Source organism: Kitasatospora sp. GP82 (genome assembly GCF_029892105.1).
Classification (GTDB): Bacteria; Actinomycetota; Actinomycetes; order Streptomycetales; family Streptomycetaceae; genus Kitasatospora.
In genome coordinates this window covers 24,532-39,177 of sequence record NZ_JARZAJ010000014.1, presented here as the reverse complement: position 1 = coordinate 39,177, position 14,646 = coordinate 24,532, and the positions used below count along the sequence as shown (strand labels likewise).

General features: G+C 71.2%; 10 protein-coding genes and 3 pseudogenes. 5 read left to right on the top strand and 8 right to left on the bottom strand.

Translation table 11 applies throughout. The annotated features are described in order from the left end of the window. Positions 1 to 6: 6 nt before the first annotated feature. A complete protein-coding gene (locus tag P3T39_RS16480; protein ID WP_280698413.1) occupies positions 7 to 2,472 on the bottom strand; it encodes a hypothetical protein in 2,466 nt (821 codons plus the stop codon). Between the two features lie 193 nt (positions 2,473 to 2,665). Then, positions 2,666 to 2,875 (bottom strand): hypothetical protein, encoded by a 210-nt coding sequence (locus P3T39_RS16475; RefSeq protein ID WP_280698412.1) that lies wholly within the window; start codon positions 2,873 to 2,875, stop codon positions 2,666 to 2,668. Between the two features lie 212 nt (positions 2,876 to 3,087). Here P3T39_RS16475 and P3T39_RS16470 point away from each other — a divergent pair. Both P3T39_RS16470 and P3T39_RS16465 read left to right on the top strand, forming a co-directional pair. After that, positions 3,088 to 3,543: pseudogene (locus P3T39_RS16470) on the top strand (hypothetical protein); the annotation flags it as partial. Positions 3,544 to 3,678: 135 nt separating this feature from the next. After that, on the top strand, positions 3,679 to 4,539 hold the full coding sequence (locus P3T39_RS16465) for a class I SAM-dependent methyltransferase (protein WP_280698411.1): 861 nt from the start codon (positions 3,679 to 3,681) through the stop codon (positions 4,537 to 4,539). A 202-nt stretch (positions 4,540 to 4,741) separates the two neighbouring features. Here P3T39_RS16465 and P3T39_RS16460 read toward each other — a convergent pair. Next, a pseudogene (locus P3T39_RS16460) lies at positions 4,742 to 4,924 on the bottom strand (hypothetical protein); the annotation flags it as partial. 102 nt (positions 4,925 to 5,026) lie between these two features. Next, complete coding sequence (locus P3T39_RS16455) at positions 5,027 to 5,866, bottom strand: NADP-dependent oxidoreductase (protein ID WP_280698565.1); 840 nt, start codon at positions 5,864 to 5,866, stop codon at positions 5,027 to 5,029. Positions 5,867 to 5,944: 78 nt separating this feature from the next. Between P3T39_RS16455 and P3T39_RS16450 the strand changes: the two genes are divergently transcribed. From P3T39_RS16450 to P3T39_RS16440, 3 genes are all read left to right on the top strand, one after another. Further along, positions 5,945 to 6,571: a TetR/AcrR family transcriptional regulator gene (locus tag P3T39_RS16450; RefSeq protein ID WP_280698410.1), complete on the top strand. Its 627-nt coding sequence runs from the start codon at positions 5,945 to 5,947 to the stop codon at positions 6,569 to 6,571. After that, a complete protein-coding gene (locus P3T39_RS16445) occupies positions 6,568 to 7,323 on the top strand; it encodes an SDR family oxidoreductase (protein WP_280698409.1) in 756 nt (251 codons plus the stop codon). Before P3T39_RS16450 ends, P3T39_RS16445 begins: the two co-directional genes overlap by 4 nt. A gap of 104 nt (positions 7,324 to 7,427) precedes the next feature. Further along, on the top strand, positions 7,428 to 8,306 hold the full coding sequence (locus P3T39_RS16440) for an ABC transporter substrate-binding protein (protein ID WP_280698408.1): 879 nt from the start codon (positions 7,428 to 7,430) through the stop codon (positions 8,304 to 8,306). 99 nt (positions 8,307 to 8,405) lie between these two features. On the opposite strand, the gene P3T39_RS16435 is transcribed toward P3T39_RS16440, so the two are convergent. From P3T39_RS16435 to P3T39_RS16420, 4 genes and pseudogenes are all read right to left on the bottom strand, one after another. Continuing rightward, complete coding sequence (locus P3T39_RS16435) at positions 8,406 to 8,810, bottom strand: nuclear transport factor 2 family protein (protein WP_280698564.1); 405 nt, start codon at positions 8,808 to 8,810, stop codon at positions 8,406 to 8,408. Positions 8,811 to 9,110: 300 nt separating this feature from the next. Continuing rightward, positions 9,111 to 10,190 (bottom strand): annotated as a pseudogene (locus P3T39_RS16430) (transposase); the annotation flags it as partial. A gap of 37 nt (positions 10,191 to 10,227) precedes the next feature. Beyond that, on the bottom strand, positions 10,228 to 10,917 hold the full coding sequence (locus tag P3T39_RS16425; protein WP_280698407.1) for a response regulator transcription factor: 690 nt from the start codon (positions 10,915 to 10,917) through the stop codon (positions 10,228 to 10,230). Positions 10,918 to 11,004: 87 nt separating this feature from the next. Next, positions 11,005 to 14,607 carry a hydantoinase B/oxoprolinase family protein gene (locus tag P3T39_RS16420; RefSeq protein WP_280698406.1) on the bottom strand — a complete coding sequence of 1,201 codons (3,603 nt, stop codon included), beginning with the start codon at positions 14,605 to 14,607 and terminating at the stop codon, positions 11,005 to 11,007. Positions 14,608 to 14,646: the final 39 nt, after the last annotated feature.

Below are 14,646 nucleotides of genomic sequence, written 5' to 3'. Positions count from 1 at the left end.
GACGGTTCAGGCACCGGCGGCCGCCGTGGTGGCGAGCAGCTCCGGGAGTGAGCCGGTGAAGCCCGGGAGCAGGTGGAGGGCGGCTGCCCATGCCTCGGGGTCGGCACCCAGGTGCTCCCGGAGCAGCTCGGCCGCCTCGCGGTGGGGCGGCCGCCAACGGGGGACGGCCGGGCGGTAGTTGATGTCCGTTGCGGTGAGGAAGGCAAGGACGGTGGGGGCCGGGCGGGCGTGCTGGAGGACGTCGGCGGTGGTCAGCCGGCCGTCGTCCAGGGCCTGGGACAGCCAGTCCATGCCTTCGGCGCGAGGTTGCAGCACCTGCGCGCGCAGCGCCGCCAGGAGGAGGATCCGGGGGCAGTCCCGCACCGCACCGAGGGCGGCGAGCAGGCTCGCCGAGAACGGTTCGGCGGTGTGAGCCTGCGTCAGCTGCGGCCAGGGCAGGACGGTGCCCTCCGCCACCAGGTGCCGTACCCGGTCGGCGACGGAACCGGCGGCTGCCTTGCGCAGCAGTGCCACCAGCCGTTCGGGGGCCTCCTCCGCGGCGAGCCGGGACCGGAGCACAGCCAGCCCGTCGGGCGCGGCCAGGGCCTGCCGTACGGTCTTGTGCGTGGTGGCGGGCAGCGGGTGCTTGGGGTTGCTGCGGCCGGGGAACCGCTGCTCGTCCAGGAAGGACTCGACCTCCTGCGGGCCGTGCCGTTCCCACAGCCGGATCAGGGTGCGCAGCCGGCCGCCCTCCGTGTGCAGCCTGCACCTGCTGAGCGTCACCCTCAGTACCCGAGGGTCCCCGGAGAGATGGCCGGCCGTGAGCCAGTCGCGGCGGTGGGCCGCCTTGACCTCGAGGAGGTCGTCGAGCAACCCGGGGGCAACCGGGACACTGTCACCCCGACGGCCCCGGCCTGCGAGTATCCGCATGCGCTCCTGCTGGGCGATCGCGCCGTAGATGTAGAGCTTCGCGTTGACCTCGGGGTCGTCCAGATCCAGCAGCTCCTCCACCGCCTCGGCGGGCAGGTCCCAGCGGGAGGCGTGCCCGATCTGCGACGGCCTGCCGTGGACAGCCGTGATGCGGTCGCGCACCCGCCGCGAGGGGTGCCCGAAGACCAGCAGATGCTGGATCGCACGGCCGTCGAGGTACGGGACCAGGGCCTCCTGCACGTGCTGCTCGGCGTGCTCGAGGAGAACCTGGAAGATCCTGCGGGCGGACTCCGGCTCGCGGGACGGGAACGCGGCGGCGAGCGGGCGGGGCCACGACGCGGCCGCACCGCGCTCGGCCTCGGCGCAGGCTGCCGCCACCAGAGCCTCGGCCGGGCCCTGGAACCGGCCGACCAGGCGGTAGAGGGCGATCCAGGCGGCCGGGTCCGCGCCCAGCGGGGCGACCAGCTCCCCGACCGCCTTGCGCACGCCCTCGTCGGCCGTCGTGACCTCCGGCAGGCACTCCAGTGCGAGAGCGGCGGGCCGGACCTCGGCCAGCATCCACCCGGCGGACAGCCAGCCTTCGGCGAAGCCGCCTCGGAGGGCCTGACTGAGGCGGTACGAGGCGAGGTAGGGGTCGAGGGCGAGGTCGGGTTCGATCAGCACCGACGGCGGCAGCGGCCCCCCGCCTCGCGCCATCGTACCGGCCGGGTCGGCGCGGAAGCCCGCCACGGCCAAGTCCTGCGGGCAGCCGGGGAACCGGTTGAGAGCCATGATCGCGTCAGGTGAGAAGGGCCGGCGGCGGTGCTCGGCGCACACCTCGTCCCAGGCCACCGGGACGCCCTGGGGAAGCCTCCAGCCTGCGTGCGTGCGTGCCAGGTACATGATCTCGTCGGTGGCCGAGGGCTCACCGTGCAGGACGGCGGCCGGGTCGGGGTCGGCCACGGCTCGGCGCAGCAGTGCGGCCAGCCCCGGGTGGCCCAACTCGTTCCAGTCGGGGACGAGATCGGCGAGCGCCGAGAGCGAGTCCCGGCCACCGTGGACGAGCACGGCCCGGCACGCCGCGACCACCATCGACGGCGGCAGGATCTCGCCGTGCTGGTGCAGGGCGCATGCGACCAGCTCGGGAAACGGCGCCCGGAGCGCCGGCAGCCGGACGTTCCGACCGGACGCGTCGAGCACCTCGTCGACCAGCCCGCCCGGCGACCGCCACGCCGGGTCCGCCGGATCGGCGCCGGCCAGCACGGCGGCCCGTATCTCGTCCGAACTGTCGGCCCACCACTGCGCCTTGTACAGTGCGCGCCCCACCTCGGGGTCGCCCAGCCGAGCCAGGCGCAGGTGCGCCTTGCGCATGCCGGCCGCGCCCGAGTGGTTGCTTGCCAGCGCGACCTGCAACTCCTGGTCGCCGGAGGCGATGACCGCGTCCGTGAGGCGCCGCGGCAGCTCGTACTCGTGACGCAGCAGCTCCACCGTCCCGCCGCGCGACCGCCCCATCAGCACGCCGATCATCGACGGCTCCGCCAGTTGGTACGCGGCCGCGATCGCGGTGCGTTCGATGTCCCCCACGTGCCGACTCCTCACTTCTCTTCGTCTGAACGGAAGCTAGCCGGTGGGTACGACAGTCCGGGCATCGGGGTTCCCCGACCGCAGCCGGTCGGCCGGCTGCGGTCCACCGGGCCGGTACGGCAGGTCGTGCGCTCGTCTCCGTGGTGGCCGGTCGACTCGCCGTCCCCGCCCGCTCCCGCTGCCTCGCGCACCGTCAGACGGAGACGTGGCGGGGTGCGTCGGCGCCCGCCCTGCGGGCTTGCTGCCTCCCGAGTACGTCCGCCACCACCCCTGCGGAAGCGCTCATGACGGGGAGGAGGAACTCTGTCCGCCGCACCTCGAGGCTGCGCAGTGCCGAGCCGTGGTCCAGCGCGACGAAGAGGGTGACGGCGAACACCTGCTCGGCATGCTCACGCGCGGCCACCGTCCAGCCCTCGGCCGGAGCCGCCGACTGCTTCCGGGCCCCGCCCCGGCCTGCTCAGCCGCACGGACAGGCGGACCTGCCGACAGACGGGCGAGGTACCGGCCCAGTGCCGCAATCATCACAATCACCTCCAGCACCGTCCGTCTGCCCGGTTGACCGGCCGGATACCCCCATCGCTCGGGTCGGGAGACCGGCCGACGACGTCGGTGCCGCCGCTGCCTGATCCGACCTGTACGCCGGGTGCGGTCAGCCCGGCGGTCACCCAGGCCAACATCAAGGACACGATCTGCAAGCCGGGCGGGTACACCTCCACGATCCGCCCGCCGGTGAACATCACCGGAAAGGAGAAGACGGCCAACGCCGCCTCGTACGGGTACACGGGTCCGATGGGTGATGGTGAGTACGACCACCTGATCAGCTTGCAGTTGGGCGGTGACCCGAACGACCCGCGGAACCTGTGGGTGGAGCCGCCGTCGCCGGGTCATGTTCCGGGCAAGGGCCCGAACAACCCCAAGGACAGCGTCGAGACGCACCTACACACCGCGATCTGCAAGGGGAAGACCACCCTCGCTGCTGCGCAGCAGGCCATCGCCACGGACTGGACGACCGCAGAATCGAAGCTCGGGATCAAGGACAGCAGCCCTAGCGACGCGGCCGACTCGGAGTAGGGGTGGGGCCGGAATACGAGCGAAACGTGCCACGTCCTTGTTTCACCGCTGGTCGACCAGGTTGGACCTGGCCCCCGGAGCGCTGTTTCCCACCGCGCCGGTGTGACGCCCCGGCGGCCTAGCTAGGCTGAACGCATGACTGATGCGGCGGGACGGGTCGAGCCGTCCGGGGTGTGGGCCACAGCCGTGGGCGTGGCCCGGGTGAGGGCGATGGAGACGGCACGCGAGCAGCCGCTGTTCCGGGACCCGCTGGCGCTGGCCTTCGCCACGGCCGGCGGGAGAGGCCCCGGGACGCCGCCGCCCCCGCGCGCGGACGAGGCGGCGCGGCGCCGCTGGCTCGGTGTGGCCTTCTCGATCGTCATCCGGACGAAGTTCCTGGACGACCTGCTGGACCGGGCGGTCGCGTCCGGCGTCCGGCAGGTCGTGCTGCTCGGAGCCGGGATGGACAGCAGGGCCTTCCGGATGGACTGGCCTGCGGGGACCCGGCTGTTCGAGGTCGACACAGCCGAACCGCTGGGCTTCAAGGCCTCGGTGCTGCGTCAGGAGCGGGCCGTTCCGCGCTGCGAGCGGATCACCGTCCCGGTCGACCTGCGCGAGGACTGGCCCGGCGCCCTGGCCGCGGCCGGGCACGATCCGGCGCAGCCGACGGTGTGGATCGCCGAGGGACTGCTGATCTATCTGCCCGAGGACGTGGTGCAGTCGCTGCTCGAACGGGTCGGCGCGCTGTCCGCTGCAGGCAGCAGGATCGGCCTGACACTGGGCTCGCGCGGTGTGGTCGAACGCTTCCGCGGGGACGCCGCTCCGGGATCGGCAGCGTCGATGTGGGTCTGGGAGATGCCGGAGGACCCGGTCGGCTGGCTGGACGGCCTCGGCTGGGAGGCGGAGACCTTCACCCTGCGTGAGCGCGCCGAGGCCTACGGCCGTCCGGTGCTCACCCCGCCGCAGCAGGACGAGGGCGCCGGCGGACTGGTCTCGGCGGTGCGCGCGGCGCACTGAGCACGACGAAGGCCAGCCCCCGCGTGTGGCGGGGGCTGGCCTTCGACTGTCCGTCCCTGCGGTCCGCTAGGCCGGCACGCTGGCCACGCCCGGGGCGAGGAAAAGCCCTGACTGTTTCATGAGGGTGTTTCAGCCGTCCAGCCGTTTGCAACAACTCATGAAACATGGAACCCGCAGCATGACCGGCGACCGTCGCCGTGTTTCACGAGCGAACACCTATGAACACGGCGGTCGAGTAGGAGCCGCACAGAGAGTGCTCAGGTGCGGTTGCGTTGGCAGGCGGCGAGGAAAAGGGCCAGATCTCGCTGACGGTCGGAAAACAGGCGATGGCGTGCCTGAGTCGCTTGAGCGGGACCTCGCCGACGACCGCGGCGGCCGCCGAGTGCGGCCCGGGATGATGAACCGGGCATAGCAGCGCAAGTACGGCGCGGGCTTCGGGCCGTGAAGGAGGCCTGGGGGGGCAGGCGTCCGCGCGCTCTGCCGCCGGTTATCCGCCCTCCATGACCCGGATGATGGTCTTGCCACGGGCGTGGCGGCCGGGGGCGAACGCGGCGGGCGCCTCGGCCAGCGCCCTGACCTCGCCGACGATCGGCTTGAGCCGTCCGTCCCTGAGCCGCTGGACCAGGTCCGCGAGCCGGGCACGATCGGGCTCGACGACGAAGAAGACGGCCCGCCCGTCCCGCGGACGGACCTCGGGCGGCGAGGCGATGGTGACCAGCGTGCCCCCGGCCCGCACCAACGGGGCCGAGCGCTCCTGGACCTCGCCGCCGATCACGTCGAGGACCAGATCGACCTCCCCGACGCCCTCCAGCCGATCGGCCTGCAGATCCACGAAGGCATCCACGCCCAGCCCGACAGCGGTGCCCCGGTCGCCGGCCCGGCCCGTGCCGATCACCCGCGCCCCCGCCTCACGCGCGAGCTGCACCGCGATCGACCCCACACCGCCCGCGACCCCGTGGACCAGGACGGTCTGCCCCGCGGTAAGCCTGCCGTGGTCGAACAGGGCCTGCCAGGCGGTCAGCCCCGAGATCGGCAGTGCGGCGGCCGCCGTGTGGTCGACGTCCGCCGGAAGCGGGGCCAGATTGCGAGCCTCCACCGCGGTGTACTCGGCCAGCGAGCCGTCCTGGGTCCAGTGGGCCAGCCCGAACACCCGCTGGCCCACCGAGAGACCGGTGGTGCCGTACCCGAGTTCGGCAACGACGCCCGACAGCTCGTGTCCAGGCACGCTCGGCGTCCGGTCGCGCCCGGCGCGATCCGTCCACGTTCCCGGCCAGGGCATTCGGTCACGTAACCCCACCTGCCCAGAAGGTGCGTCTTGACAGCGCAGGGATGGGGAGCCACCGTGGAAACTATGGAAACTAAATCAGTTTCTCAAGTTTTCGACGGTGGCGAGCAGCGCGCTGACGTGATCGTGGAGGCGGCCGGCCGACTGTTCCTCGCCCCGGGTTCCGGGCGGGTCAGCATGGACGATCTCGCCCGTGAGCTCCGGATGAGCAAGAAGACGCTCTACCGTCACTTCCCAGACAAGCGCAGCCTGCTGGCCGCGGTGCTGGATCGGCAGTTCGCGGCGGTAGAGCGCACGCTGGTGGCAGCGGCCGAGGGCGCGGAAGGGCAGCCCTTCGATGTGCGGGTACAGCGCTTCCTGATCGCCGCAGGCAGCGAGCTCGGGCGCATCGGCGCAGCTCAGCTCGCGACGGGGCGGGGTGATGCGATGCTACGCCGGTACGTGGAGCAGCGTGCGGATGCGATGGTCTACCGGAGGCTCGACGAGCTGTTCCGGGACGGGCACCGGCAGGGACTGCTGTCGGCACCGCCCGAGCTGCTGAGTGAGATCACCCGCGGCGCGCTGGAGCGGCTGCTCAACTCGCAGTTGCCGCACGAACTCGACTGGACCGCGGCCGATCTGCTGCGGGCGACCGTCGACACCGTGCTCCACGGGGCGATCCGCTCAGCAGACCCCGGCACCGACGGCGAAGGACTCCGGGCGGTCATTCCGACGGCACGCGACGACGAACAGGAGGTGGGCTCATGACCGGGGCAACCGGCGGAGTGGCATTGGTGACAGGGGCCAGCAGCGGAATCGGCGCGGCCACCGCGCGCCTTCTGGCCGCGCGAGGGATGCGCGTGGTGGTCAACTACCTCCGCAACACCAAGGCGGCCGAGGAGGTCGTGGCCGACATCGAGGCGGCAGGCGGCCAGGCCATGGCCGTGCAGGCCGACGTGCGCGAGCCGGCGGCGATCGAGGGCATGATTGAGCGGGTCCAGGCGGCTTGGGGCGGCATCGACGTGCTGGTGCACAACGCGCTCATCCCGTATGCGGTCAAGTCGTTCCAGGACATGACGTGGGAAGAACTGGGCGGCAAGATCGACGCAGAGATGCATGCGGCGTTCGCGGTTACCAAGGCCGTCTTGCCCGCCATGAGCGAACAGGGCTGGGGACGCATCATCTACATCAGCACCGGCCTCAGCCGCCGGCCCCGCCAGGGCATGATCGCACTGGGCGCGGCCAAGGCCGCCCTGGAGCAGTTCGCCCGCTACCTCGCCCAGGAACTGGGCCCGCAGGGCATCACGGTCAACATCGTCGCAGCCGGCCCGGTGGAGGACACCCGCATGGGGTCCGCGCTCGACGAGAAGATCAAGCAGCGGCAGGTGGCCCTCACCCCCATGGGCCGCCTGGCACGCCCGACCGATGTCGCCCAAGCGGTCGCCTTCTACGCCGGCGAGGACAACGCCTTCATGACCGGCACCACGGCCGCGGTCAACGGCGGAATGTCGATGGACTGACAGCCCGACCGGTATCTGCCGCACGGTCACCTCAGCACCATACGCCGCGCCGTACCGCGCCCGCGCGGGACGGCGCGGCGATGACACGATCAAGGAAGAGCTTCATGTACACGATCGATCTCGCGTATGTCGGGCGGGGCCTGCACGAGGAACTGGCCGCCTACATCGCCGACCAGGAGGACTTCTACGCCGACGAGGGCGTCCACGTCGCGCTGCGCGACGGCTGCTCCTGGGACGTTGAGCGCCTGCGCCGCTGCGCCACCATCGGGCTCGGCAGGGCACTGCTGTCCCGGCTGACCGACGGCACCCCGTGGGTCGCACTCAATGTCAACACCCACCGCCCGCTGTTCTGGTTCCTCGCCCGCCCCGGCCTGACCTCCCTGGCCGACCTGGCCGGTCAACGGCTCGCGGTCCACGCCCCCCACACCCCACCCGGGTGCTTCGCCCGGATCGTGCTGCGTCAGGCCGGCCTCGACCCGGACCGCGACGTCCACACCGTTGTCCGCTATCCCGGCGACTACGGCATGGACCTGCGCCACCTGCACGACGGCAGCATCGACGCCGCCTACGTCGGCAGCACCATGGCACCTGAGGCGGTCGCCGCCGAGCACGGCTGGCAGGTGCTGGCCTGGGTCGGCGACCACTTCCAGATCCCCACCGTGGGTGTGGCCGTTGACCCCACCTACATCTCCCCGGACGACCCCGCGGTCCAGGCCGTCGTACGAGCCCACCGGCGCGCCCTGCAGGTGATCCACAACGACCCCGACACCACGGTGCGGCACATGCGGACGTTCCTCGGCGGACAGACCGAGGATGAAGTCCGAGCCCACCACGAGAGGTTCATCGCACCGTACTTCACCACCGACGGCCAAGCCGACCTCACCGTCGGCGACAGCGCGATCAGCGCGGTCGCCACCGAACTCGGCGTCCCCGCCACCGTCACCGCAGCCAAGTTCTACCGCACCGCAACCACCACACCCTAGAAACCCGGCGACGCCGGCGCTGCCAAAGCGCGGGCAGTACCTCAAGACCACCCACGCAGAGACTCCCGCGGCCGAAGAACGATCGAAGCTAGCCCTGGGTCAGGCCTTGGCGATATTCCTGCCCGGCATCGGCTCCGCGAGTGCTGTCCGCCATTCAGGCGCACCGAAGGCGTCCGCGAAGTACTGCGTCTCGTGCACCACATGCCCGTGGGCAAATTCCATGATGCTCACTGAGCAGGTGGGCACCCCGTCGTACATGATGACGCACTCGCTCACCCACAGATCCCCGCTGCCAACGATCCGGTGGACAGTGAAGTGCCGACTGGCAGGGTGTCCGCCACGTTGCGCCGAAATCGTCGCGCGGCCCCGGAATCGTTCACCTGACTGGGGGTAGTCGAGGATCGCGTCCGCCGCGTAGATGGCGTGCTCGGCTTCGGTATCCCCACCTTCCGATGCCCGCCAGTGTTCCTCGACTGCGGCTCTGGTCCGGATGTCAGCATCCATCGCACTGTCCCCTCTGCAGGCGGCGGGATCGATCCGGGGAAACACTTCGAGGCTTCCCCCAGGACGCCGGGCCGTTGAACGTAATGGGCAACGGTGACAGCGTAGATCGCCAAGGCAGCGACTCGGCTTTAGGACACTGCGGATCAAGATCGGACAACTCGTGATGCGTGGAATCCTTGGTGCCCAGCCCAGGCCGGCGACGGGATCGTCGGTGGTCACGGTTCGCAGCGGCCGGTGACCGCGTTCGTCGAGCTGGGCGAGTTCGCGGTCGTAGTCGACGGTGATGGAGCCGTAGTAGTTGACCGCCGAGCTGCGGGCCGGGGAGATGTGCGCCAGCACCTCGGCGTCCACCTCGCGTCCCGCGCCGCGTAGCTCGTTCACGGCCAGTCCCATGTACTCCGTGTGCCAGCAGATGACGGCATTCGTCACGACGGTCAGGCACCACGCCTGCTCGTTTTGTTGCTCGGGCTGACGGCGGGTGATCTTGCCCTCGCGGGCGTAGTGGAGCTGGCGGCGCAGGGCGTGGATGGATTCGCCCTTGTTCAGCTGCCGGGCGATCTTGCGCCGGTAGCCCTCGTCCGACAGGTACTTCGCCGCGTAGATCGTGCGGCAAATAGCCCCGTACTCCTTCAGCGCGGCGGTAAGCGCGTTCCGCCGGGAGGAGGAGGAGAGCTTGCCGACGATCAGGGAGGCGGTGGCGTGCCCGTACTTCAGCGATCCCGCGAGGCGCAACAGGTCGTCCCAGTGGTCGGCGACCAGGTCGAGGTTGGCCTTCTTCGTCAACAGCGGCCCTGCGGTGGGGAAGCGGTCCTCGTAGTCGGCCTTGGCGCCCGTCCTGTACAGCGTGATCTCGCCCAGGTCGCGGATACGCGGAGAGAGCTGCTTGCCCACCAGGTCGAACAGAGAGAAGTTGACCAGGGTCACGCCATGCGTGTCCGTGGCGTGCTCGGTGATCGGCAGGTCGGTGGCGTTGCCCAGGATCTCGTCCAACACGTAGTGCGCCTCCCGGTGCATAGCCACGATCACCTTCGTGCCGAACGTCGAGTGCTGGTCCGACACGTGCGTGTAGGTGGAGATGCCCTCGGCGACGAAGTACTTGTTCAGGTGCCGCACGGTGATCGACTTGCCCCGGGTGGGGAACCGCTGCCCGTCCGACGACGACAGCGTGCCCGACCCGAACATCGCCGTCATGGGCAGCTGATGGTGGTAGTTGACCAGGCAGATGTTCGCCTCGCGCAGCGTCTCCTCGCGGATGTACCACTCCGCGGTCCACGCCAGCACGTCGTACGGGATGCCACAGGACGCGGCCATCCCGTGCAGCCCCAGATTCGTGGAGAGCCCGATCAGGCAGGCGATCAGGTTCCTCTTCGGCTGCGGAGAACGAGTCTGCCCTCGCCCGCGCTCCGGGCGGGCAGACTCAGCGGGGGTGCTCGGGGTGCGCCGCCTCGGCGTGGGCGGCGATGACGGCGGCCTGGAGGCGGCGTTCGACCCCCAGTTTGGCGAGCATCCGGGAGACGTGGTTCTTGACGGTCTTCTCGGCGAGGTAGAGCTCCTGGCCGATCTGCCGGTTGGTCTTGCCCTCGCCGACCAGGGCCAGGATCTCGCGCTCGCGCGGGGTCAGCCGGGCGAGGGCGGAGTCGCTGTCGCCCTCGTCGCGGTGGCGCAGGTTCTCCATCAGCTTGCGGGTCGTGGCCGGGTCCAGCATCGACCGGCCCGAGGCGACCGTCCGCACGGCGCTGACCAGGTCGCTGCCCTTGACCTGCTTCAGCACATATCCGGCGGCACCCGCCATGATCGCGTCCAGCAGCGCGTCGTCGTCGTCGAAGGAGGTCAGCATCAGGCAGACCAGCTCCGGCAACCGGTCGCGCAGCTCGCGGCAGACACCGACCCCGTCGCCGTCCGGCAGCCGTACGTCGAGCACGGCCACCTGCGGGCGCAGCGCCGGCACCCGGGCCAGGGCCTGCGCACAGGTCCCCGCCTCACCGACCACCTCGATGTCCGGCTCGGCCTCCAGCAGGTCACGGACCCCGCGCCGAACCACCTCGTGATCGTCCAGCAGGAAGACCCGTACGGGCTGCTCGGACTCGCGGAGCTCGGTCGCATCCATCACTGCCCTCCTGCGCTGCAGATGAATCGGACGGCGGATCCCTGCCTCGATTCTGCGCGCCCTCCGGGCGGAACTCGTGCGGGCCGCTCAGCCTCCCCGAGGCCCGTAGCCGCCGCCCCCGGGCGTCTCGACCACCAGGACGTCCCCGGCAGCCACCTCGGCCCAGTCACAGCCCGCCAGCCGCGCCACGGAGCCGTCCGCGCGTTCCACCCGGTTGCTGCCGAGCGCTCCCGGCGCCCCGCCCGCCATCCCGTACGGCGGAACCCTGCGGTGGCTGGACACCACGCTGACGGTCATCGGCTCACGGAACCGCAGCCGCCGTACCGCTCCGTCACCGCCTCGCCAGCGGCCCTCGCCACCGCTTCCGTGCCGGATGGCGAACTCCTCCAGCAGCACCGGCAGCCGCCATTCCAGCACCTCGGGATCGGTCAGCCGGGAGTTGGTCATATGGGTCTGCACCACCGAGGTCCCGTCGAAGCCGTCACCCGCTCCGGAGCCCGACCCGAGGGTTTCGTAGTACTGATACTCCTGGTTGCCGAAGCTGACGTTGTTCATCGTTCCCGAGCCCTCGGCCTGGACGCCCAGGGCCGCGTAGAGGGCGCCGACGATGGCCTGTGAGGTCTCGACATTGCCGGCCACCACGGCGGCCGGGTAGCTGGGCGCCAGCATCGACCCCGGTGGGACGACGATGCGCAGCGGCCGCAGGCAGCCGTCGTTGAGCGGGATGTCGTCGGCGACGAGGGTGCGGAAGACATAGAGCACGGCGGCGGTGGCGACCGAGGAGGGCGCGTTGAGGTTGCTGTCCAGCTGCGGCGAGCTTCCGGTGAAGTCCACCGTGGCCGAGCGGTGTTCACGGTCCACGGTGACGCTGACGCTGATCACCGCGCCGGAGTCGGTCTCGTATCGGTATGCGCCGTCGTGGAGTTGGTCGATCACCCGGCGTACGGCCTCCTCGGCGTTGTCCTGGACGTGCCGCATGTAGGCCTGCACCACGTCCAGTCCGAAGTGGTCGATCATCGCGCCCAGCTCCTCGACGCCCTTGTGGTTCGCGGCGATCTGCGCCCGCAGGTCGGCGAGGTTGGTGGCGGGGTTGCGCGAGGGGTACGGCGCCTCGGCGAGCAGTCGCAGCGTCTCGGCCTCGCGCAGTCGGCCGGCCTGGACCAGCAGCCAGTTGTCGAACAGTACGCCCTCCTCCTCGATCCGGCGGCTGGCGGCCGGCATCGAGCCCGGGGTGAGTCCGCCGATCTCCGCGTGGTGTCCGCGTGAGGCGACGAAGAACAGGATCCCGCCCCGGCCGCCGGTGCCGAAGACCGGTGTGACCACGGTGATGTCCGGCAGGTGGGTGCCGCCGTGGTACGGGTCGTTGACGGCGTAGGCGTCGCCGGGGCGCATCGAGCTGCCCCGGCGCCGGATGGTCTCCTTGACCGCGGTCCCCATCGAACCGAGGTGGACGGGAATGTGCGGGGCATTGGCCACCAGGTTCCCGTCCGGGTCGAAGAGCGCGCAGGAGAAGTCAAGCCGTTCCTTGATGTTGACCGACTGCGCGGTGGACTCCAGTCGCACACCCATCTGCTGGGCGATGGACATGAAGAGGTTGTTGAAGATCTCCAGCAGCACCGGGTCGGCCTCGGTGGAGACCGCGCTGTCGGCCGGGGCGCTCACCCGCTCCAGCAGCAGATGGCCGAGTCCGCTCACCGTCGCCCGCCAGCCGTCGTCCACCACCGTGGTGGAGCCGGCCTCGGTGACGACCGCAGGGCCGGTCACCAGGTCACCCGGCCGCAGCGCCTCCCGCCGGTGCAGCCCGGCGGGCCGCCAGGCGCCGTCCGCGTGGAGCCGCACCTGCCCGGGCGGACCGGCCGGTCCTGCACCGGCCTCGCCGAGCCCGCTCAGGTCGGGCTGCTCGCTGAGTCCGGTCACCTCCACCGACAGTGCCTCGACGATGATCCGACGGTCCATCAGGAACGAGTACAGCGCCCGGTGGCTCGCCTCGAAGGCTTCGGCCATCGCGTCCGGCTCCGCCAGGTCCACCGGGACCACGGTGTCGGTGCCGTCGTAGCGCAGTTGCGCTCTGCACACGACCCGGACACGTTCCTCGGGCACGCCCTGCGCCAGCACCTCCGTGCGGGCCGCAGCCGTCAGCTCCCGGGCGACCGTCCGGATCCGTGTCATCGCCCCGGGCCCCAGCGGGACCTCCACCGACTGTTCGCGCATCACCGTGGTGTCCGCCAGTCCGATGCCGAGTGCGGAGAGCACGCCGGCCATCGGCGGCACCAGCACGGTGCGGATGCCCAGCGCGTCCGCGACCGCACAGGCGTGCTGGCCCCCGGCGCCGCCGAAGGTGGTCAGCGCGTACCGGGTGACATCGTGCCCCTGCTGGACCGAGACCCGCTTCACCGCGTTGGCGATGTTGGCCACGGCGATCTGCAGGAAGCCTTCGGCGACCTGTTCGGGCGAGCGGTCGTCGCCGCTCTGCTCCCGGATCCGCTCGCCCAGCTCGGCGAAGGCCCGCCGGACGGTGTCGAGGTCGAGCGGCTGGTCCCCGTCGGGGCCGAAGACCTGGGGGAAGTGGGCGGGCTGGATCCGGCCGAGCATCAGGTTGGCGTCGGTGAGGGTGAGCGGGCCGCCACCCCGGTAGCAGGCCGGGCCGGGGTCGGCCCCGGCCGAGTCGGGGCCCACCCGGTAGCGGCTGCCGTCGAAGTGCAGCACCGAGCCGCCGCCCGCGGCCACCGTGTGGATCGCCAGCATCGGCGCCCGCAGCCGCACTCCGGCGACCTGAGTGGCGAGCACCCGCTCGTACCGGCCCGCGTAGTGCGACACGTCGGTGGAGGTGCCGCCCATGTCGAAGCCGATCACCCGCCGGTAGCCGGCCAGTTCCGACATCCGAGCCATACCGACGATGCCCCCGGCCGGTCCGGACAGGATCGCGTCCTTGCCCCGGAAGTGCCCCGCCTCGGCCAGCCCGCCGTTGGACTGCATGAACATCAGCCGCACCCCGTGCAGCTCCTCGGCGACCTCCTCGACATAGCGGCGCAGCACCGGTGAGAGGTACGCGTCCACCACCGTGGTGTCCCCGCGAGGCACCAGCTTCATCAGCGGGCTGACCTCGCTGGACAGCGACACCTGCGGGAAGCCGATCCGGCGGGCGAGCTCGCCGATCGCCCGCTCGTGCGCCGGGTGGAGGTGACTGTGCAGACAGGCCACGGCGACGGATCGCACGCCGTCGTCGTACGCGCTCCGCAGTTGCCCGGCGAGTCGGTCGAGGTCGGGCGGTCGCAGCTCGGTGCCGTCGGCGGTGATCCGCCCGTCCGCCTCGATCACCCGCTCGTACAGCAGCTCGGGGAGGGTGATCTCGCGGGCGAAGATCTGCGGACGGTTCTGGTAGCCGATCCGCAGGGCGTCCCTGAACCCGCCGGTGATCACCAGTACCGTCCGCTCGCCGGTGCGCTCCAGCAGGGCGTTGGTGGCGACGGTGGTCCCCATCCGTACCGCCTCGATGGCGGCGTCGACGAGCGGCCGGTCGGGAGGGAGGCCGAGCAGCGCGCGGATGCCGGCCACGGCCGGGTCACGGTAGCGCCGGCGGTTCTCCGAGAGCAGCTTGTGCGTGACGAGGCGGCCGTCGGGGCGCAGGGCGACGATGTCGGTGAAGGTGCCTCCGCGGTCCACCCAGAACTGCCAGCCCGGTGCTGCCACAGCTGCCTCCCGCGAGGGAACACGCGCGGCAGATGCCGC

Coding starts and splice junctions, on each gene's coding strand:
- P3T39_RS16465 (WP_280698411.1), top strand. CDS start 3,679: ATGACTGATGCGGCGGGACGGGTCGAGCCGTCCGGGGTGTGGGCCACA.
- P3T39_RS16445 (WP_280698409.1), top strand. CDS start 6,568: ATGACCGGGGCAACCGGCGGAGTGGCATTGGTGACAGGGGCCAGCAGC.
- P3T39_RS16425 (WP_280698407.1), bottom strand. CDS start 10,917: ATGGATGCGACCGAGCTCCGCGAGTCCGAGCAGCCCGTACGGGTCTTC.
- P3T39_RS16435 (WP_280698564.1), bottom strand. CDS start 8,810: ATGGATGCTGACATCCGGACCAGAGCCGCAGTCGAGGAACACTGGCGG.
- P3T39_RS16440 (WP_280698408.1), top strand. CDS start 7,428: ATGTACACGATCGATCTCGCGTATGTCGGGCGGGGCCTGCACGAGGAA.